20 protein-coding genes are annotated in these 20,562 nt (G+C 62.1%); 5 read left to right on the forward strand and 15 right to left on the reverse strand.

The window, feature by feature from the left end; translation table 11 throughout:
* Positions 1-41: 41 nt before the first annotated feature.
* Positions 42-671 carry a PH domain-containing protein gene (locus AC1MBU_RS13195; protein ID WP_277357661.1) on the forward strand — a complete coding sequence of 210 codons (630 nt, stop codon included), beginning with the start codon at positions 42-44 and terminating at the stop codon, positions 669-671.
* Positions 672-724: 53 nt separating this feature from the next.
* On the opposite strand, the gene AC1MBU_RS13200 is transcribed toward AC1MBU_RS13195, so the two are convergent.
* The 3 genes from AC1MBU_RS13200 to AC1MBU_RS13210 form a co-directional block, all read right to left on the reverse strand.
* A complete protein-coding gene (locus AC1MBU_RS13200; protein ID WP_056544313.1) occupies positions 725-1,747 on the reverse strand; it encodes an ABC transporter permease in 1,023 nt (340 codons plus the stop codon).
* A complete protein-coding gene (locus AC1MBU_RS13205) occupies positions 1,744-3,285 on the reverse strand; it encodes an ABC transporter permease (RefSeq protein WP_277357662.1) in 1,542 nt (513 codons plus the stop codon). Before AC1MBU_RS13205 ends, AC1MBU_RS13200 begins: the two co-directional genes overlap by 4 nt.
* A 197-nt stretch (positions 3,286-3,482) precedes the next feature.
* The gene (locus AC1MBU_RS13210; RefSeq protein ID WP_277357663.1) at positions 3,483-5,249 is read right to left on the reverse strand and encodes an ABC transporter family substrate-binding protein; all 1,767 of its coding nucleotides are present in this window, start codon (positions 5,247-5,249) and stop codon (positions 3,483-3,485) included.
* Between the two features lie 291 nt (positions 5,250-5,540).
* On the opposite strand from AC1MBU_RS13210, the gene arfB reads away from it, so the two are divergent.
* A complete protein-coding gene (arfB, locus tag AC1MBU_RS13215; protein WP_277357664.1) occupies positions 5,541-5,981 on the forward strand; it encodes an alternative ribosome rescue aminoacyl-tRNA hydrolase ArfB in 441 nt (146 codons plus the stop codon).
* Between the two features lie 21 nt (positions 5,982-6,002).
* Here the strand turns inward: arfB and AC1MBU_RS13220 are convergent, their stop codons facing one another.
* Positions 6,003-6,374 carry a hypothetical protein gene (locus AC1MBU_RS13220; RefSeq protein ID WP_277357665.1) on the reverse strand — a complete coding sequence of 124 codons (372 nt, stop codon included), beginning with the start codon at positions 6,372-6,374 and terminating at the stop codon, positions 6,003-6,005.
* 101 nt (positions 6,375-6,475) lie between these two features.
* Positions 6,476-7,561: a redox-regulated ATPase YchF gene (gene ychF / locus AC1MBU_RS13225; protein ID WP_479787445.1), complete on the reverse strand. Its 1,086-nt coding sequence runs from the start codon at positions 7,559-7,561 to the stop codon at positions 6,476-6,478.
* A 19-nt stretch (positions 7,562-7,580) separates the two neighbouring features.
* Between ychF and AC1MBU_RS13230 the strand changes: the two genes are divergently transcribed.
* Positions 7,581-8,915, forward strand: a complete 1,335-nt coding sequence (locus AC1MBU_RS13230) for a DNA recombination protein RmuC (RefSeq protein WP_318533004.1) — start codon at positions 7,581-7,583, stop codon at positions 8,913-8,915.
* A 22-nt stretch (positions 8,916-8,937) separates the two neighbouring features.
* Here the strand turns inward: AC1MBU_RS13230 and AC1MBU_RS13235 are convergent, their stop codons facing one another.
* Together AC1MBU_RS13235 and AC1MBU_RS13240 are read right to left on the reverse strand one after the other, a co-directional pair.
* Positions 8,938-10,023, reverse strand: coding sequence for a 4-hydroxy-3-methylbut-2-enyl diphosphate reductase (locus AC1MBU_RS13235; protein ID WP_479787447.1), 1,086 nt, complete (start codon positions 10,021-10,023; stop codon positions 8,938-8,940).
* Positions 10,024-10,124: 101 nt separating this feature from the next.
* Positions 10,125-10,967, reverse strand: a complete 843-nt coding sequence (locus AC1MBU_RS13240; protein WP_277357668.1) for a hypothetical protein — start codon at positions 10,965-10,967, stop codon at positions 10,125-10,127.
* A gap of 256 nt (positions 10,968-11,223) precedes the next feature.
* Here AC1MBU_RS13240 and xseA point away from each other — a divergent pair, with 256 nt between their 5' ends.
* Entirely contained in the window at positions 11,224-12,552 is a 1,329-nt protein-coding gene (gene xseA / locus AC1MBU_RS13245) for an exodeoxyribonuclease VII large subunit (RefSeq protein WP_479787448.1), read from the forward strand.
* Entirely contained in the window at positions 12,549-12,803 is a 255-nt protein-coding gene (locus AC1MBU_RS13250; protein WP_479787450.1) for an exodeoxyribonuclease VII small subunit, read from the forward strand. The genes xseA and AC1MBU_RS13250 overlap by 4 nt, the downstream gene beginning before the upstream one ends.
* On the opposite strand, the gene AC1MBU_RS13255 is transcribed toward AC1MBU_RS13250, so the two are convergent.
* The 8 genes from AC1MBU_RS13255 to AC1MBU_RS13290 all read right to left on the reverse strand — a co-directional run bounded on the left by AC1MBU_RS13255 (position 12,804) and on the right by AC1MBU_RS13290 (position 20,562).
* Positions 12,804-13,658, reverse strand: coding sequence for a polyphosphate kinase 2 family protein (locus AC1MBU_RS13255; protein WP_277357670.1), 855 nt, complete (start codon positions 13,656-13,658; stop codon positions 12,804-12,806).
* A gap of 38 nt (positions 13,659-13,696) precedes the next feature.
* The gene (locus AC1MBU_RS13260) at positions 13,697-14,914 is read right to left on the reverse strand and encodes a pyridoxal phosphate-dependent aminotransferase (protein WP_346027138.1); all 1,218 of its coding nucleotides are present in this window, start codon (positions 14,912-14,914) and stop codon (positions 13,697-13,699) included.
* Positions 14,915-14,992: 78 nt separating this feature from the next.
* Positions 14,993-15,964: an ABC transporter substrate-binding protein gene (locus tag AC1MBU_RS13265; protein WP_346027139.1), complete on the reverse strand. Its 972-nt coding sequence runs from the start codon at positions 15,962-15,964 to the stop codon at positions 14,993-14,995.
* Positions 15,961-16,710 carry an ABC transporter permease gene (locus AC1MBU_RS13270; protein ID WP_346027140.1) on the reverse strand — a complete coding sequence of 250 codons (750 nt, stop codon included), beginning with the start codon at positions 16,708-16,710 and terminating at the stop codon, positions 15,961-15,963. Before AC1MBU_RS13270 ends, AC1MBU_RS13265 begins: the two co-directional genes overlap by 4 nt.
* Positions 16,710-17,423 carry an ABC transporter permease gene (locus tag AC1MBU_RS13275; RefSeq protein ID WP_479787452.1) on the reverse strand — a complete coding sequence of 238 codons (714 nt, stop codon included), beginning with the start codon at positions 17,421-17,423 and terminating at the stop codon, positions 16,710-16,712. The genes AC1MBU_RS13270 and AC1MBU_RS13275 overlap by 1 nt, the downstream gene beginning before the upstream one ends.
* Position 17,424: 1 nt before the next feature.
* Positions 17,425-18,543, reverse strand: coding sequence for an ABC transporter ATP-binding protein (locus tag AC1MBU_RS13280; RefSeq protein ID WP_479789781.1), 1,119 nt, complete (start codon positions 18,541-18,543; stop codon positions 17,425-17,427).
* A gap of 283 nt (positions 18,544-18,826) precedes the next feature.
* Positions 18,827-19,912, reverse strand: coding sequence for a ribosome small subunit-dependent GTPase A (gene rsgA / locus AC1MBU_RS13285; RefSeq protein WP_479787454.1), 1,086 nt, complete (start codon positions 19,910-19,912; stop codon positions 18,827-18,829).
* Between the two features lie 200 nt (positions 19,913-20,112).
* Entirely contained in the window at positions 20,113-20,562 is a 450-nt protein-coding gene (locus tag AC1MBU_RS13290; RefSeq protein WP_056544268.1) for an NUDIX hydrolase, read from the reverse strand.

Here is a 20,562-nt window from a genome sequence, read left to right on the forward strand (position 1 = left end):
CTGATTACTGCGCTGACACTAAATGTTGGAAATATGGGGGGATGAACTCGCCTACCGGTCCGATCCAGACCACTGTCTTCCGCCCCCGCAGCAGCCGCTGGATACTCGCGATTGCGGGCGCCGTCGTCGCGGTGGGTCTGATCGCCTCCGTTGTGACGTCCGGACTGCAGGCGCTCGCTACTGCCGCGCCGCTGCTCGCGGTAGCGGCCGTGGCATGGTGGTTGTTCTGGTTTCCGGCGGTGGTTGTCGGGCCTACCGGCGTTCAACTGCGCAACCCGGTCCAGACCGTTGATGTTCCGTGGGCCGGCCTCATCCACGTCGACACCAAGTACGCACTGAAGCTCGTCACGCCGAGCGGCAGCTACAGCGCCTGGGCTGCGCCTGCTCCCGGAGTTCGCGGAACCCACGCGGGCAAGCCGGAGCACATGCAGAACCTTCCGGGCACCAGCTACGGAGCGGGTGGAAGCGTTCGCCCCGGGGACCTCAGCAACACCGATTCCGGCCTTGCTGCCCTGCTGGTCCGATCCGAGTGGGAACGGCGTGTGGACAGCGGTCTGATCGACGTTGACGCTACCGAGGCAGCGCGGGTGGAGCGCCGCATCAACTGGCAACCGCTTGGCGTGATCGCCGGCCTGCTGCTGCTGAGCGTCATTACCTTCGCCCTGCAGTGACAGCAGACCGGCGCGACCGGCGCTGAGCCGGTCACCAAAGAGTATGCGGTTCATCAGGCCGGCTTCTTAGGTTCTGCAGCCTTCTTGGCGTTGAACTTCTTCTGCCGGGGGTCGAAGGCATCTCGCAGCCCGTCACCGATGAAGTTGATCGACAGGCAGATGATCACAATGAACAGACCCGGCCACCAGAAGAGCCACGGGCGGGTGCTGAACGCCGCCTGGTTGGCACTGATGAGGCTACCCAACGAGATATCAGGAGCCTGGACGCCGAGTCCGAGGAAGGACAGCGCCGTCTCCAGCAGGATCGCGGACGCCATGACCAGGGTGGTGTTGACGATGATCACGCCCACGGCGTTCGGCACGATGTGCTTGAAGATGATCCGCGAGTTGGAAGCGCCTGCGATGCGGGCTGCATCGACGAACTCCCGTTCGCGGAGGCTGAGGAATTCACCGCGGACCAAACGCGCGAGGCCGGTCCAGATGATGAATCCGACGAAGACTCCCAGTAGGATGACGCCGGCGCTGCCGCCGAAGATCGCCCCGAAGAAGGTGCCCGGCCCAGAAATGGAGTTGCCGAACGTGCCCAGCACCGCTGCGATGATCACCAGCGGGATGATGATGATGACGTCAGTGAGACGCATCAGCAGCGTTTCCACCCAGCCGCGGAAGTATCCGGACACACCACCAATAACGACGCCGATGATGCCGCCCACGAGTCCAATCAGGAACATCACAATCAGGGACAGCTGCGCACCGCGCATGGTCATGGCGAAGAGATCGCGCCCCACGCGGTCCTGCCCAAAGGGATGGTCACCAAAATTGAACGGCAGTGTCCAGGTGGGTGCACCCGTGGGATTGGCAAGTGGCGGTGTTTCCACGTAGTCCCACTTCCACCAGCCGGGAATTCCGGCATAGCCCACTGAGGTAAACGCCATGATGACGACGCCCGCAAAAATGACCATGCTGACCACAGCGGCAGTGTGGCCGAAGAAACGCTTGCGGACCAGTTGGCCCTGACTGAGGCCTCTCGCCTCAGGCTGCTTCGATCGCTTTGATTCTTGTGCTGCAGTGCTCATGCTTTCACCCTCACTCGCGGGTCAAGAACGGAGTAGACGAGGTCGGCCACCAGGTTGAAGACCAGGGCAACAATGCCCGTGATCAGGAAGACTCCCATGACCGGATTGAGGTCCTGCCTTCCGAGTGCCTGAACGAACAGTTGGCCCATGCCGCTGAAGGCGAACACCTGCTCGGTGATGATGGCGCCGCCGATGAGCGCACCAATGTCGAAGGCAACGAGCGTGGCCAGCGGAATGAGCGCATTGCGGAATGCGTGACGCATCACGACCGTGCGTTCCCCCAGGCCCTTCGCCCTTGCGGTACGAATGTAGTCCTGATTCATGATTTCCAGCATCGACGCCCGTGAATAGCGGCTGTAACCCGCAAGGGAGATCAACATCAGGGCAATCGTGGGAAGCAGCAGGTGCGTATACGTGTCCAGTCCCCGCACCCAGAAGTCTCCTTCGAGGTTGGGGGTGGAGGCACCGATTGTCGCGATTGGACGGCCGTTGACCCGGTTGTTGTTGAAGTAGGAGGGCCACGCCTGCATGAAGCGGTCCAGCAGGATCAGGAACCCCATCAGGAACGCGGTGAGCCCCGCTGCTGTCATGTTCTGACGCTTGTCGTAACCGCCCATGAAGTATCCGACGACGAGGCCGACCAGGACGGTGGCAACACCGAGCAGAACCACCATCAGGAGCGTTGCACGGTCCAACAGGGGCTGCACCGCGAAGTACGCGACAATTCCGATCGCGACGACGATCAGGGAGCTGTAGAGGGCCTTGCGATTCTTCAGGCCGGCAGTCAGCAGGGTCACGCCGTAGGCGATGCCGACCGAGAGGAGAGCCACGACAATCGGTCCAAAGCCGGGCGTGAGGAACCAACCGGTGAGGTCGAGGAACCAGATAATGCCGAAGGCGAAGACAAATCCGATCGCTGCCCACAGAAGGCGGCGCTTCAGGGATCCTGACGTACTCAGGTAAAAGAGGAATGCGCCAACCAGCCCGCACACCATTGTGGCAAAGAAGCTGATGTCCGGTTCACTCAGGAAGTTGTTGAATCCGATTGCCCCGAACTCCTTCAGGAGAACAGCAACCCAGAACACCGGCAGCGAGAAGAAGAGGAACGCCATGAACGTGACACCGTAATCGAGTCCGCTGTACTGCCGGAGCGCGGTCACGATGCCCAGCGTGATGCCAATGACAATGGCAAGGATGGTGGCGGCAGTGACGAGCATGATGGTCTGCCCCATTGCACGACCGAGGAGCTGTGTCACCTCAATACCGGTCACACTGTTGCCGAGATCGCAGGTGAGTGCGAACGGGACGACGCAGCGAACTGCGCCGGATACCCAGGAGAAATACCGCAGGATGGGCGGCACATCGAGATCCAGTAGATCGATTCGCTGCTGGATGAGCTGCTCACGATTGGGGGCGTTGCTTTGGCGCAGATCCGCGAGTGGATCTCCTGAATATGCAGTCAGGATGTACACGAGGAACGAAGCGCCAAAAAGAATGAGTACGGCGGCGATCAGCCGCCTGACAATGTACGTCAACATAGTCTTTTTTGGCCTCAGGGGTTTAGGAAGCGGGTTGTGCCCGACATGTCGGACTGAGTGTAATCCACGTTACGTTTAGTCGAAATTTGGCACTTGCCAATCACTGCAGAAGTGCCTGAGCACCCGAAAGCGCTGGGGCCAGTAGTGCGACCCCAGCGCTTTCGATTAGCTAGTGAACGTGGGCGGTGCGGAGCTGTTTAGGCTACCGACCACTCCCAGAAGTTCCACCAAACTCCAACCAGACCCGGGTTGAAGGTCAGACCCTGTACGGCCTCATCCGCGGCGTTGATGCCGATGGACTGGAACAGGGGCAGACCATAGCCGGTCTCGAAGAGACGGGTATCAACGACGATCTGGAGTTCCTGCTGCTCTGCCGGATCGATGGTGACAATCAGCTCATCCATGGCGGCCTGTGCTTCTTCATCGCAGAAGCCGTTGAAGTTCGAGGCGGAGTCACAGCCGTACAGCTGGGGCACACCGTTCACTCCAACGCCAGGGCTGACCCAGCCGAAGATGGTTGCGTCATAGGTTCCGCCGCCGAGGGCTGATCCCCATTCGTTGCCGGGAAGCCCGCCGTCAACCACGGTGAAGCCAGCCTGCTCGGCGCTCTCCGCGATCAGTGTGTAGGCGTCAACACGGTTCGGGTTGTCAGCGTTGTACATGATGCGAACCTCAGGGGTTGCACCTGCCAGCAGTTCCTTGGCCATGTCGATGTTGGGCTCAGCGAACTCCTGCGATCCGTTGACCGGTACAGCGGCGTCGTAGCCTTCCGTTCCGATGTCGAAGATCTGGGAGTTGCGGGGCTCAGCTTCGGGATCCAGCGGGCCGATGACCGACTCGACGATGGAATCACGAGGGATGGTGTACATGAACGCACGGCGAACATTCTCATCCTCGAACACGCCGGAGTAGTTCAGGTCGATGTGGTCGAAGGAAAGCTCTTCGCCCTCAAGGATCTGGATTCCGTCGATTGCCTCGAGGGAGGCAAGGGTGTCAGCGGAGGCCTGCGGCTGAACAATGTCAACCTCGCCGTTCTGAAGAGCCTGGACCTGGGCGTTGGCATCACCGATGTAGCGGATGGTGATTTCATCCAGTGCGGGCTCGGGGCCCCAGGCGTAGTCCTCGTTGCGGACCAGCGTCATGGACTGGTCAGGAGTCATGTCCTGAACGATGTATGGACCGTTCGACAGGTAGAGTGCCGGATCAGACGGCAGCGTGGTGGTGTCGAATGCTGTGTTCCAGTACTCAGCTACCGCCTGCAACTCCGGACGATCCTCGGGGCTCTCAGGATCTCCTGCGGGAGCGGTCTGAATCAGTTCGACCAGGGCGTCCTCATCAGCCAGTCCGCCACCGGTGGCAACAACGTGCGCCGGGGTGTCGAGGATGCCGAACGCAATTTCGTAATCAGCGTACGGCTCGGTGTATTCGAGCGTCATGGTTCGACCGTCTTCGCTGATTTCAGGAAGACCAGTCAGTCCGAGTCCGTCGGTGGCACCGGCGTAGGCGAAGTAGGTGGTTCCGGTTTCAGCTTCCGGGTTTTCATCATCGAAATGACCCGACTGTACGGCCCAGGACAGCAGAAGGTCGCCGGCATCGACGGGCTCGCCATCTGACCAGGCAACACCTTCATTGATCGTGTACTCAACGGTGAGCGGATCCTCAGACGTCACCTCATAGGTGCCGAATTCTTCGTTGCGGATGACCTCGAGCGCGTCATTCACGTAGTAGAAGTCCTGATGCGTCAGGTAGCTGACCTTGCCGTTGATGTCGACGTTGCCAGTGGCGCTGTCAGAGTTGAACGAAGTGAAAGGGTTGACCTCGGCAACGGTTACGGCGCCGCCTGATGCTTCGCCCTCGCCGCCTGTGCCGGGATCTTCGCCGCCGCCGCTTTCGGCGCAGGCGCTCAGTGCAAGTGCAGCTATCGCAGCTACACCTACGGCTTTGGAAGTACGTCCGAAACGCATTCCGCCTCCTTGTTTCATGTTGTGGAAGATGTCCTTCATGGTTTTACAAAGGACTGACACGCACTTTGATTCAAAGTGGCGTGCCTCACATGCAGAAAGCCTAAGGGGTATTTATTACTGCTTGGTATCAAAAGCAAAGCGTGTTGATGGTTGTTACCGAGATGCAACCAAATTTTCCCATCAGGGCACGGCATGGCAACGGTGCGGCTCCAGTTGCAGCCCGGCACAGTCATCGACCGATACCATGCGCAGCCTGGGCTGAACTCTTCCGAATACGGCAGACTTGCAGGTGTGGATAGCCTGCACGTACTCCCGGGTCCCGGCGCGCCTCAGGGCTTCACAGTGCCGGCTGGAGAACTGCTCGAGCAGTTCTCCCATGCGTCTGGACCAGGAGGCCAAGGCGTCAACACTACGGACTCGCGTGTCCAACTCAGTCTCGACCTCGGGACTACGACAGCTCTAACTGAGGTACAACGCGAACTCGCCCTCGCGCGACTGGCCGCCCGGTTGTCGGGCACCGTGCTCACGATCAGCGCTGCTGAGCACCGTTCCCAGCGACGCAATCGGACGGCGGCAAGGAAACGGCTGGCCGAGCTCCTCCGCGAGGCCGTCGCTCCCACGACCATCCGTCGTCCAACCCGACGTACACAAGGGTCACAACGTCGCCGACTGGAAGACAAGCGTGGGCGGTCCGAGATCAAGCAGAATCGGAGGCGCCCACGTCCCGGCTGAATCACTTCCGGGCAAGGGAGGTCAGGGAACAGGCACCGCTACATCGACGATGCCGACGAACCGGCTGCCAATTCCGTCGTACTCGCTGCGAACCAGACCCGGAATTACCGGTGGGATTTCATCGAGGGAATGGTGGGCGCAACAAACGTAAGTGAACGGCGGCCACCACTTCTTAGGCCGCGCGGCTTCCGAGAAACCACAGACCGCGCAGGTCAACTGGACCCAGACAGGTCGATTACTCGTCCGGTTTTCCTTGGACTGAACGAGCCAGACCGGTGGATTGTGCAAAAGCTCGGACAACTCAGCGTCTGAGAGCCGGGCAGGGATTCCGTGACGGTGTGCCATCTCCAACGGAATATCAAGGATCTGAGCTGCCTCACGTCGCGTAACCACCAGTTAAGGATATGGGACGCGGGATGTCTCCCGATGCTCGGAAAGGGCCACCGACACAATGGGCGGACCAGTGCCGGTTTCCGGCCCCGGTCCTCCCGACATCAAACGTTGAATCGGAACTCCACCACATCGCCGTCGACCATGATGTATTCCTTGCCTTCGATACGGACCTTGCCGCGAGACTTGGCTTCGGCCATGGAACCGGCCGAGACCAGGTCCTTGAAGGAAACCACCTCGGCCTTGATGAATCCGCGCTGGAAGTCTGAGTGGATGACTCCGGCCGCCTCCGGGGCAGTCGCGCCCTTGCGGATGGTCCAGGCACGCGCTTCCTTCGGACCGGCCGTGAGATAGGTCTGCAGCCCGAGGGTGTGGAACCCAACGCGGGCAAGCTGGTCCAGTCCGGACTCTTCCTGTCCGTTCATCTCCAGCATTTCACGCGCTTCCTCCGGATCCAGCTCGACCAGATCGGCTTCGAGCTTGGCGTCAAGGAAAATGCAGTCAGCGGGTTCGACCAGGGCGCGCAGCTCGTTCTGACGCTCAGTGCTGCCGAGAACGGCGTCGTCGGCATTGAACACGTAGATGAACGGTTTGGCCGTGAGCAGGCTCAGCTCCCGCAGATGCTCCATCTCGAGCTTGTCGCTTGCGACCGAAGCGAAGATCGTATCCCCGCGTTCGAGGACACCCTGCGCCGCCTGCATTGCAGTCAGCTGCGCAGCCTCGCGCTTCTTGATCTTCACCTCCTTCTCAACGCGCGGGATTGCCTTCTCCAGCGTCTGAAGATCCGCGAGGATGAGTTCGGTGTTGATGGTCTCCATGTCGGACACCGGGTTCACGGCGCCGTCCACATGCACCACGTCCGGGTCGTCGAAGACACGCACTACCTGCGCAATGGCTTCAGCTTCGCGGATGTTTGCGAGGAACTGGTTACCGAGGCCTTCACCTTCCGAGGCTCCCTTGACGATGCCTGCGATGTCCACGAATGAGACCGTAGCGGGCAGCACGCGCTGAGAGCTGAACAGTTCGGCCAGCTTTCCCAGGCGCGGGTCAGGAAGACTGACAACTCCGACATTGGGCTCGATCGTGGCGAACGGATAGTTCGCGGCCAGGACATCGTTCCTGGTGAGAGCGTTGAAGAGGGTTGATTTGCCGACGTTGGGCAGTCCGACGATGCCGATAGTAAGAGCCACGGAAAAACAGTCTACCGTCGTGGACGAGGCGTCGGCGCGGAGCCCCGCGGAGCCGACCTATCCCGGAATTGTCGGAGGCACCTGCCATGGTGGAGAAATGGACGGAAACACTCTTCTTCTCGTAGTTCTCACCGCAGTGCTGGGGCTGGTCTTCGGTGCGGGTATCGCCGTCGTGCTCTTGCGCCCGGTCCTCGCCGGGCTGCGCAATGACATGGACGACGCCGGCACCCGCCTTGGCACGGCGGTGTCTGCCCGTGCCGCGGCAGAAGCGGAGAACCGGATCCTGCTCGCACAGAACCGGCAGCTTCTCGAACAGTCCGGTCAGGACCAGTCGGTTCTGCGTGCCATTGCACCGCTGGCGGACAAGCTCGGTCAAGTGCAGGCGCACGTGGGTCACCTGGAAAGGGAGCGTGCGCATCAGTTCGGTCAGCTCGCGCAGCAGCTGCAGGAGGCACAGCTATCGGATTCGAAGCTGTTGTCCACGACCCACTCGCTGGCTTCCGCGCTCCGCAGCACCACCGCGCGCGGGCATTGGGGTGAAGTGCAGCTGAGGCGGATTGTGGAAGCCGCAGGCATGCTCGCCCGTGTGGATTTCTCCGAGCAGGCCACCCTCACCATCGCGTCCCGGGAGGGATCCTCCAACCTTGTCCGTCCCGACATGGTCATCCAGTTGCCGGGGAACAAGCAGATCGTCGTCGATTCAAAGGTCCCGCTGGACGCTTATCTGGAAGCCCAAGGACAGCCGGGCGGAGAGGACCAAGAGCGCAATGGTGCGGAGGAATCGCGCCGCAGCGAACTCCTGACCCAGCACGTCAAGGCGGTTCGCTCACACGTGGATACGCTGGCGCGGAAAAAGTACTGGGAGGGGACCGACAATTCCCCCGATCTGGTGGTGTGCTTTATTCCGCTCGAGTCGGTGCTGTCGAGCGCACTCCAAACGGACCCGGCGTTGCTGGACTACGCCTTCGCGCGGAATGTGGTGCTGGCCTCCCCCGTGACGCTGCTCGCGATTCTGAAGGGGGTCGCGTTCAGCTGGCGTCAGGATGTCCTCACGGAAAATGCCAAGGAGTTGTATGACCTCTCACGGGAACTGTATGAACGGCTGGGCACCATGGGTTCACACATCACCCGTCTGGGCAGTTCGCTCAAGAGCTCGGTCGAGAAGTACAACTCGTTTGTCGGCACACTGGAATCCCGGGTGCTTCCCACCGCGCGCCGGATCAACGCATTTGAGACGGACGCGAGCGCCTCAGAGCTGACCACCAAGCCGGTGGAGACCACACCCCGGCTGTTGAGCGCGCAGGAACTCATCGATACAGAATCGGAGGACGAGCCCGCAGAGCGAACGGCGTAACTTACGGCTTGCTGGAGAGACGTCAGGAAGTGGGTCGCTGTCCCCGGCCGCCGAGCCCGCCCGAGGGATCTCCCATGGCCTTCAGCGCTGCGCGTATTTCCTTCGGCAGCGAGAAGATGATGTCCTCTTCTGCAGTAACCACTTCTTCGACGTCCGCGTAACCATAATCGGCGAGCAGCCGCAGGACGTCCTGCACCAGATTCTCGGGCACGGAAGCGCCAGAGGTGACTCCGACCGTGGACACTCCTTCAAACCAGGACTCATCCACTTCATTGGCGAAGTCAACGCGGTGTGAAGCCTTCGCTCCGTACTCAAGCGCTACCTCTACCAACCGCACGGAGTTGGAGGAGTTTGCGGAGCCCACCACAATGACGAGATCCGCATCCGGCGCAATCTTCTTGATTGCCGCCTGCCGGTTCGACGTGGCGTAACAGATGTCATCGCTCGGAGGATCCTGCAGCGTAGGAATCCGCTTCTTCAGCAACGCCACAGTCTCCATGGTCTCGTCGACGCTGAGCGTGGTCTGCGAGAGCCAGATCACCTTGCTGGGGTCGCGCACCGTTACGCTGTCCACGTCTTCAGGTCCGTTAACGATCTGGATATGTTCAGGGGCTTCGCCGGCGGTTCCCTCCACCTCTTCATGGCCATCGTGACCGATCAGAAGGATGTCGAAGTCATCCCGCGCGAAACGCACTGCCTCGCGGTGGACCTTGGTCACCAACGGACAGGTGGCGTCGATGGTCCGGAGATTGCGCTCTTCTGCTGACCTGATCACTGCGGGCGAGACTCCGTGTGCAGAAAACACCACGAGCGCTCCTTCCGGAACCTCGTCGTTCTCCTCAACGAAAATGGCGCCCTTCTCCTCCAGCGTGGACACCACGTGAAGGTTATGGACGATCTGCTTCCGCACATACACCGGCGGCCCGTAGTGTGCCAGTGCCTTCTCTACGGCGATGACGGCGCGGTCAACGCCCGCGCAGTATCCGCGGGGCGCAGCCAGGAGTACCTTGCGTTGGCCGGCAACCGGTGCAGCGGCGTGGACTTCTTCCGGCGAGCGCCGGTTCCGGGGCACCATGGGCATGGGTACCGATACAGCTGTGGAGGACATACCTCCATGCTAACGGCCCGCACATCTCCGCCCGGCGGGGCATGGGTGCTGTCCGCTCAGAGCCGAGCGCTTCAGTGAGCAGAAAAGTAGGAGGTGCGGTGCTAGCGGCGGGACCCACTGAGCAGCCGACCCACGACGCCCGCGACCAGCAGCAGGATCCCCGCTGCCAACGCCGCGAGACACCATTCCTGGAAGCTGGATGCTGCGCGCTCGGCAAGCGCGGCCTTGAAGACGTCGGCCACTGCACTTTCATCCCCAACCTGGTTCGCCAGGCCGGGCACCAAACCGGAGGTGATCCACAGCACCCCACCAGTGAGCAGGATTCCGAGTCCGAGGAGAGCGAGCGTTGTGCTTCGACGACGAGCCAGTACAAGGGCGAGAACGGCTCCCACGCCGGCCGCGATCGCAAGTGCCGGCCACAGGTCGGCGGCAGTTTCTGCCCTCTCCCCGAGATCAAACGGGTCTGTGCCACCGATATTTACCAGAGTTCGCTCGGGTTCCGGTACATCGACTCCGAATTGACCGCCAAGTTCGGCAGTCACCAGGCCTACGAGCGGTGCAACGTCGAGGGTGAACACCGCGGGACCACCGGAGTCACTATCTAATTGCTCCTGCCCTCCGAAAGTCAGGCCATGTGAGCGCCGCAGGGTGTCCTGCCAGGCCCGATCGAAGTCGGGCAACTGTGCAATGCCCTGCGCTACGTCCCGCACCACCGGCTCCACCGCGTTCGCCACTCCCGGGGGCAGCTCGACACTGGCTGTTGCTTCCTCCGCAAGCGCACCTGCGAGCGTACCCGTGAATTTTGCATCGTCAGCAAGAGGCGCGGTCAGCTGGACGAAGCCGTCTTCGGCCACCACATTGGAAGCGAGCCAGGCACTGGGCAGGGCCACCACACCAAGCATCAGTGCAAACAGGACAAAGAAGGCCGATCCGGCTGTTCTCATCAGCTCCCGTTCCCTTGATTGACGATCCTACGATTATGCCTGCGCCCGCGGGGGCCGTCGTTGCGGCGGCACCGGCGGGCGGAAACTCTCTTCCTGCACATTGCGGTCCGGGTTCAACCGTTGTCAGGAGCACCTGATAAACATTAACCAGTGGCACGGCACCAGCTCGTCCCCTCCGTGTGACGCGAGGGTGGCAGGTGACGAGTGCCGGACAGGCTGATAGGGCGGGTCTTGTATTGGAAGGAAGCGGTATTTGATGAACCACGACGGCGCGCCGGTAGGCACCGTGGTCACAGCTGACTCCTCCGTGTCCACGGATCCGACAACCCTTCCCGAGACGGCGGGGGAAACCTCGGCTGATCAGCCCTGGCCGCTCCATGTGCTCTCCGAGAAGCTGAAAGCCCATATCGAGCGCGCCCCCGCCGCCTGGGTTGAAGGGCAGGTTATTGAACTCAACAAGCGCGGTTCCATGTGCTTTGTCACCCTCCGTGATGTTGATGCTGAAATCTCGCTGTCGCTCACGGTCTGGGGCACAGTTCTGGATCGGCTCACCATGCCCCTGGAGCGTGGCTCCCGGGTGGTAGCCAGACTCAAAGCGGACTTCTGGGTGAAGACAGGGCGCCTGTCAATGCAGGCATGGGACATTCGGCCGGTCGGTCTGGGGGACCTGCTTGCGCGAATAGAGCGGCTACGCCAGGCTCTTTCGGCCGAAGGACTTTTCGCGTCGCATCGGAAACGTGCGCTCCCGGCGCTCCCCCACCGGATCGGCCTCATCACGGGACGCGATTCCGATGCGGAGAAAGACGTGCTGAAGAATGCCCGCCTGCGCTGGCCTGCAGTCGAGTTTGAGATACGCGAGGTTGCTGTGCAGGGCGTCAACGCCGTCTCGCAGATTCGTTCGGCGTTGCTGGAACTCGACCATATGCCGGAGGTCGATGTCATCATCATTGCCCGCGGCGGCGGCTCGCTGGAGGATCTTCTGGCCTTCAGCAGTGAGGATCTTGTCCGGGCGGTCTCAGCGGCCACCACGCCGATTGTCAGCGCGATCGGTCATGAGGCTGATCATCCGCTCCTGGATGACGTGGCGGACCTTCGGGCCTCAACGCCAACGGATGCGGCAAAGCGCGTTGTCCCCGACGTCAGCGAGGAGTTGCAGCGCATCCGGCAGGCACGGGCGCAGCTTTCACGCTGCGTGGACCAGCTGATGTCCCGCGAGACTGAGCGGCTGGCACATCTGCGCTCCCGCCCTGTGCTGGCCCAACCGTCCGGAATGGTGAGCGTCCGCCATGATGACCTGGTACGGCTGCGTGACCGCAGCACCATGGCAATTGAAGGTGCAGTAGCACGAGAAGCAGACCGGGTTTCCCACCTTCGCGCCCACGTGAGGTCCCTCTCTCCGCAGAACACTCTGGACCGGGGCTATGCAGTGGTGCAGAACGAGGAGGGCGATGTAGTCCGGACCCCCGATCAGGCACCATTGGATTCCCTGCTCGCCATCAGGGTGGCGGGCGGACGAATCAGCGCCCGTTCCGAAACTTCGAAGAAGCCCATCATCGAATCTCCCACCAGCGAGGACCAGAAATGACCGAATCTCCGGCGAAGGTGACAGAAGCAGCAACCGATGTTTCCCAGCTGAGCTATGAAGAAGCCCGTGAGCAGCTGGTGAAGGTGGTCAGCCAGCTCGAGGCAGGCGGAGTGAGCCTGGAACAGTCCCTTGCGTTGTGGGAACGGGGCGAAGCCCTCGCAGACCATTGCGAACGATGGCTGGAGGGCGCACGCAAACGGCTCGCGGCGGCACGCGACCAGACCGATGCACCAGGCGCATCCAGAAGCTGATCAGGTAGCGGCGAGCTTCGCTTTCTCTGCGGCAACGTCAAAAGTCGCTTTCGGCCAACTGAGCTGCATTCCGGCAAGCACGTCAGTCAGCAACTGCTGGACCGCTATCCGGGCATACCACTTCCGGTCAGCCGGCACTACAAACCAGGGCGCATCCGGAGTGCTCGTCCGTTCGATGGCAACCTGGTACGCGTGCTGGTATTCATCCCAGAGCGCCCGCTCGTCCAGATCCCCCGGGTTGTACTTCCAGTGTTTGTCCTTACGCTCTAGCCGCTCCGCCAGACGTTCCTTCTGCTCTTCCTTGCTCAGGTGCAGCATCACTTTTACGACGCGCGTTCCGGAATCCACCAGGCCCGCCTCAAAATCCCGGATCTCGTCATACCGCGCCTCAATCACCTCCGGCGTTGCCAGCTGGCGCACCCGATGAATCAGGACATCCTCATAGTGTGACCGGTCGAAAACGCCGATCATTCCCGGACCGGGAAGCTCCTTCCGGATCCGCCACAGGAAGTCATGCTTCTTCTCAGTGGGCGTCGGTGCCTTGAAGGCATGATGCTCCACACCCTGCGGGTCCACTGCCCCCACCACATGCCGGACAATGCCGCCCTTGCCCGCCGTGTCCATGGCTTGCAGAATCAGCAAGACGGAGATCGAACTGCCGAACCGGCTCTCCGCGAACAGCTTCTCCTGCAGTTCGGACAAGCCCTTCTTGCCGGCTTCGAGACGCGCCTTCCCCTCCTGCTTGTTGCCGTCGAAACCCGGTGTTGAGTGCGGGTCTATCCGTGCGAGATCCACATCCGGTCCCGCAAGCAGAGCCTGCGTGGGCGAAACGCTGAAATCGGGTACTACGTGCATGGAACCTCCTCGTTGAGGCGCCCGCCGGGGCGCACGGATCAGGGCTTGTACGTACTCAGGAACTCCGCCAGACGACCGATCGCGTCTTCAATGTCTTCGACGCTCGGCAGGGTGACCATACGGAAATGATCCGGGTTGATCCAGTTGAACGCGGTCCCATGCGAGATCAGGATCTTCTGCTGCTTCAGCAGGTCCAGCGCAAATTGCTCGTCGCTCTTGATGGGGTAGACCTCGGGATCAAGCCGCGGGAACAGATACAGCGCACCCTGTGCCAGTTCGCAGGAAACGCCGGGGATTGCATTAAGCAACTCATGCGCCTTGTCACGCTGCTGGCGGAGACGGCCGCCCGGAAGGATCAGGTCATTGATGCTCTGGTATCCGCCAAGGGCAGTCTGGATAGCATGCTGAGCAGGCACGTTAGCGCACAGGCGCATATTAGCGAGCAGGTTGATGCCCTCGATGTAATCGGCAGCGCGATGCTTGGGCCCCGAGATGGCCATCCAGCCGCTTCGGAACCCGGCGATGCGGTAGGCCTTGGAGAGGCCGCTGAAGGTCAGGCACAGGACGTCGTCGCCGGTGACGGAGGCAGCGTTCACGTGCACGGCGTCGTCGTACAGGATCTTCTCGTAGATCTCGTCGGCAAAGATGATGAGGTCATGGCGCCGGGCGAGATCCACGATCTGCTTGATCACTGAGCGCGGGTAGACAGCGCCCGTGGGATTGTTCGGGTTGATCAGAACGATCCCCCGGGTCTGCGGGGTGATCTTGGACTCGATGTCCTCGACGTCCGGCCACCAGGAGTTGCTCTCATCGCAGAGGTAGTGAACCGCTGTTCCGCCCGCCAGGCTGACCGAAGCGGTCCACAGTGGATAGTCCGGCGTTGGCACCAGGACTTCCTCGCCGTTGTTCAACAGGGCCTGCAGCGAGAGCGTGATGAGTTCGCTGACGCCGTTGCCCAGATAGACGTCATCCACGTCGATATTCTGGATCCCGCGGCCCTGGTAGTACTGAACCACTGCCGTTCGGGCGGAGAAAATTCCTCGGGAATCGCTGTAGCCCTGCGCATTGGGCAGGTGGCGGATCATGTCGACGAGGATCGCGTCCGGCGCTTCGAACCCAAAGGGCGCGGGATTGCCGATGTTCAGCTTGAGGATGCGGTGGCCTTCCGCCTCCATGTACTTGGCGTGCTCAAGCAGTGGCCCCCGAATGTCGTAGAGGACGTTGTGCAGCTTGTTGGATTGCTTGAAATCGGCCATCAACCCAGAATGCCATAGCCCGGGCCTGCCCCACCGCATTGTGATGAATGCGACTGGGGCATGCCCGGGCGAACGGCGTTACTCGCCGGCCAGACCCTTTTCCTCGAGCCAGTCAGCGGCGGCATCTGCGGGATTGCGCTTTTCGTCGCCGCTCACCTCGCGGTTGAGGTTGATCAGGTCCTCCGTGGTGAGCATGCTGGAGACCTCGTTCAGCACCTCCCGTGCTTCCTCGCCAACCGTATCCAGGTTCACCAGCGGGAGCACCTGCTGGGCGATGAAGTTGTTGGCCGGGTCTTCCAGCACCACAAGATCATTGTCGGCGATCGACGGTGTCGTGGTGTAGATGTCGGCGACCTGGATGGTGTCATTCAGCAGCGCTTCCAGCGTCACTGCGCCGCCGCCGTCGTTGATGGGTTCAAAGGACTTCGGCACGCAACCGTAGTTCTCTTCCAGGCCGGGCAGGCCGTAAGCACGTTCAGAGAAGGTGCTCGGCGCGCCGATCACCAACTGGTCACAGACTTCGGCCATGTCCTCGATCGACGTCAGACCGTATTCCTCAGCCGTTGCAGAGGTGACCACCATGGCGTCCTTGTTCTGGGCTTCAGAAGGCTCCAGGACCCCGAGGTTGACATCGGGCGACTCCGCTTCCAGCGCTTCGGGCAGCGCGCCGATGATGTCCTCTGCCGACTCCGCGGTTGCTTCCGAATCCAGGAAGAGGAGCAGGTTTCCGCTGTAGTCGGGGATGATGTCAACCGATCCGTCGACGAGCGCCTGGTAGTAGATCTCACGCGATCCGATGTTGAGCTGGGTGTCAGCCTCGATGCCCGCGGCATTGAGCGCACCTGCATAGATCTCGGCAATGATCTGGCTCTCGGGAAAGTCTGCCGAACCGACGGTCAGCGGACCGCTGCTGCCCTCCGCGCCTTCGCTCTCCGTTCCACCCTGCGGGTCTGAGTTGACCCCGCAGGCAGTCATGGCAAGCGCCGCGGTTAGCCCTGCGGTCAACCCGAGCAGACTGCGGCGGAAGCCGCGCGTGGATGTTGTGGTCATGGTGTTCCTCCTTGTGAACTGACGTGGGCTTCCTGCCCACCGGTCTTTGGTGATTCCGCCGGCGTGCGCGATGTGCGCAGGCCCGGCGAGACAGCAAATCGTTGAAGCAGTGCCATCACGCCGTCAACGGCAATGGCGACAACGGCGATCACCACGGCACCGCCGAAGAGGCGCCCGTTGTCCCGCAGCTGGGTGCCTTCGATCAGGAAGACTCCCAGCCCTCCCAGATTGATGAAAGCGACGACGGCGGCCGTCGCCACCACTTGAAGGACGGCTGCGCGGAAGCCACCGAGGATCACCTGGAGCCCGTTGGGAACCTCCACCCGGAACAAGACCTGCGCTTCGTTCATCCCCATGCTTCGGGCGGCGTCCACGACTGCAGGGTTCACCGATGAGATTCCTGCATAGACGCCCGCGAGGATGGGCGGGACGGCGAGGAGCACGAGTGCCCAGATCGGCGGCATCAGTCCAAGGCCTGCCAGCAGCACGAACAGGATGAGAACGCCCAGGGTGGGGAGGGCGCGCAGGATTCCGACGCCGGAAACAATGATGATGCGGCCCTTCCCCGTGTGCCCCACGATCAGGCCGACCGGCACGGCGATTGCAGCGGCAATAAGGATGGTGAGCGCTGTGTACCACAGGTGTTCGATCACCCGGACCGGGATTCCACCGGGTCCGCTCCAGTTCGGCCCGAACGTCAGCCACTCGAACATCTGGACCAGCAGGTTACTGCTTGAGTAGTCCATCAGTGAACACCTCCCGCACGTGAGGCATCTGCAGAAAGGTTCGCTTCATTCGTCACGGTCATCGGGTCAGCGGTGACCTTCGTCAGCCGCGCCCAGGGAGTGAGCAGCCGTTCGAGCAACACCAGCATCAGGTCCATGACGAGGGCAAGGACGAGAGTCACGACTATCCCAATCACGATCACAGTCGGGAAGGATCTGAACAACCCGTCGGTGAACAGGGTGCCGAGGCTTGGAATACCGATCAGCGCGCCTACGCTGACCAGCGAAATGTTGGTCACGGAGATCACCCGCAGGCCTGCGAACAGCACTGGAATGGACAACGGCAGGTCCACGGTCAGGAAGCGGCGCAATGGGGTGAAGCCCATTGCGACCGCTGCCTGGCGGACGCCGTCGTCAATGGAATTGAGCGCATCCAACGTTGACCGGACCAGCAGCGCCACCGCATAGATGGTCAGCGCGACGATGACGTTGATCATATCCAGGACCTGCGTTCCGAGTATGAGCGGAAGCAGCACGAACATGGCAAGCGATGGCACCGTGTACAGCAGTGCGGACGTAGTGAGTATCACTCCCCCAAGCGGCTTGCTGAGCCGGGCCGCCTGTGCAACCGGAACCGCAATGATGACACCGAGGACCAGGGGCAGGATGGCCTGCACGAGGTGGTATCCCGTGAGCTCCGCAATATAGGAGAAGTTGTCGATGAACCACTGCATGTCAGACCGCCGTGTTGTGATCGGTACGGCCGCGGTCCAGTCGCGCCTCCTCGATGAGCTCAAGGACCTCGGCCGCTTGGACCACACCGAGGACCCGGCCATCATCGTCGACTGTCACGCCCAGGCCTGACGGCGCGGACAACGCCGCATCAAGAGCGCGGCGAAGCGAATCACCACGGCGATACAGCGAACCGCCAGGCACCAGGTCCTGCGCCGATCGGACGGTGTCCTGCATCGCCCTCGGCACCCATCCCTGGGGGCGTCCATCGTCGTCGACCGCCAGGGTCCAGGAGGAATCGACGGAGACGCTCGGATCTGCAAGCCGGCTTACCCTCACCGTCTCAATGGGGTGGACCTGCACGCCACCGCCATCCTGAAAAGAAAGGCGGCGGAACCCGCGGTCCCTGCCCACAAATCCGGCCACGAAATCATCCACGGGCGCGCGCAGAATCTCTTCCGGCGCCGCGTACTGGGCCAGCCGGCCACCAGTGGCAAAAACTGCCACCTTGTCACCGAGAATGGTGGCTTCATCGATGTCATGAGTGACAAAAACGATGGTCTTGGCGAGGTCCCGCTGGAGCCGCAGCAGCTCTTCCTGAAGTTCGTGGCGCACCACCGGGTCAACTGCGCTGAAGGGCTCATCCATCAAGAGGACCGGCGGGTCCGCAGCAAGTGCGCGTGCAACGCCGACACGCTGCTGCTGGCCGCCCGACAGTTGGCCGGGGTACCTCTTTCCGAGGGCCGGCGCGAGGCCGACGACGTCGAGCAGCTCAGCTGCCCGCTTCCGTGCAGCTGTCCTGGCCACGCCATTCAACCGCGGCACAGTCATGATGTTGTCCAGCACGGTGCGATGCGGCAACAGCCCGGAAGACTGCATGACGTAGCCCATTGATCGTCGCAGCTCTGATGCGCGCTGCCCGCCGATGTCCTGGCCGTCAACGAGGATGGTCCCGGACGTTGGTTCCACCATCCGGTTGATCATGCGCAGGGACGTGGTTTTGCCGCAGCCCGATGGCCCCACGAGGACCGTGATTGTTCCCCGATCAATGTCCATACTGAGGTTCTCCACAGCGGCCGTGCCACCGCCATAGTTCTTGGACACGTTACGCAACTGGATCATTGCCCTGGGGCTGGAACTGCCCGCGCCGGGGCCCGAAGTCTCGCCGGTCATGAAGCCATACCTTTCATCGACGTCGGGCCCGGCCCGCGGCCGTTCCCTGGCGATTCTGCTTACCCGGCAAGCGCGAAAACGCTTGGCAGGGGCATCACCTTGTTGAGTCTAGCTAGGCGTTCGTTGTGCACAAGCGCTTGTATGGCCCGGACGGAAACTTTGTCTCGAATCGTTAACACGGAACCGGTTCCCTGTTAACGGGCGCGGTTGTGAGCCGACAATTCGGGGTGCCTCATCCCTCGCGGAAGCGATTGCGGAAGTCCTTCGCGAGCGCCGCTTCCTTTGCCATGCGGTGGAAGGAACGGCCGTGCCGGCGCTGCTCTGCGACGCTCTGGCGGCGGTGAAGGCCGGCAAGCTCGCGCTGCATCTTCTGGTAGCTCAACCAGCGGCGCTCCTCCAGCTCACCCGTGCCAAGAGCGTTTTGGACGGCGCACCCGGGCTCGGAACCGTGCGCACAGTCCGTGAACCGGCAGTGTCCGAAGAGCTCCTCAATATCACCGAAGACCGCCTCCAGCCCGTCCTCCGCATCCCACAGGGCGAACCCCCGCACGCCCGGAGTGTCCATGAGCACCGAGCCGGCTCCCAGCGGAATGAGCTCCCGCACCGTGGTGGTATGCCGTCCCTTTCCGTCACCCGCACGCACCTCCCCGGTGTCCTGGGCGTGACAACCCACCAGCGCGTTGATCAGCGTCGACTTGCCGGCGCCCGAGGGACCGATCAGCGCCAGGGTGCTTCCCACGCCGATCCTCAAGTGAAGGGCATCAAGGCCGTCCCCGGCCTCGGCGGAGGTGGTGAAGACCTCCACGCCGCGGGCGCGCTCGATGGTCTGGCCCACAACCTCGTCGAACCGGCTGCTCAGGTCGGCTTTGGTCAGGATGACAAGGGGCACAGCGCCCGAGTCCCACGCGGCCACGAGGGTCCGTTCAAGCCGGTTGGCCGAGAGCGGACGGTCGATCGGCACCACCACTCCCACCAAATCAACATTGGCCGCGAGGACCTGCGCTTCGGACAGCGGATCGTGCGCTCTCTTGCGCTGCAAAGTCGAGTAGCGCGGCAGGAGGCCGACGACGGCGGGAGGCGCTGCGTCGTCGTCAGAGATTCGTGCCAGCGCCACCCAGTCACCGGTGACCACTGTGCCATCGGTGTCCACGTGCAGCGGTCCGTTGGCGGTGATGAGCAGGACCCGCCCCCTGTCGGCACGGATTGCACGCGCCGGTTCGAGCGCAGGGTGACCTGGTGTTGGAACGGCGGATGGGAAGGTGAAGGAAAAGAGATCGCGGATGCGGTCGGTAAAGCCGTACTCGGAAAGCGTGTTCAAGGAAAGTCCTTCTTCAGGAGCCCTCCACCACGGAAAGAATCAGTGCGATTGCGGGCGGGAGGCGGAGGTTATGACGAGGGCGGTGCGTGCAGCTGTCAGGCAGGATGCAGCAATGGAAACCGTGTTCATAACGTCACCTCCGTCGGCCTCGAGGGCAATCGATCGCGTGTGTGGTCCGCCGGGTAGGAAGCGGAAGAGTTTTATAGTAGCGCCCGGCCCGGGCTTTGGTAAGAGAGCCGGATCGCTGTGTCAACGAGTTCGACGCGTGTCAGATTGGGCACCTCAGCAAGCGGCACCCAGGCCGCTTCATCAGTGGAGCCGTCCAGTTCGTGGACCAGCTCACCGGAAACCGCGTGCGCTCGGTAGACAATCCGCAGCGCGTGCATCGGCCTGCCGGAACCGTTCAGCCTATCCTCCGGCGCAATGTGCAGGCTGTCGACGCCCAGGAGCTCCTCGAGTTCGACGACGTAGCCGGTCTCCTCCAGCACCTCGCGGACGGCGGCGGTTGGCGCATCCTCTCCCAGTTCCAGCCCGCCTCCCGGTAGCGTCCACCCCTGCCTGCCGTGCTCGTTCCAGTGCGCGAGCAGAATCATTCCATCCCGCACGACGACGGCATACGCTCCTACCCGGGTGTCCCATTCCTGCGCCAT

It is taken from the genome of Arthrobacter sp. PTI12, from assembly GCF_056679915.1.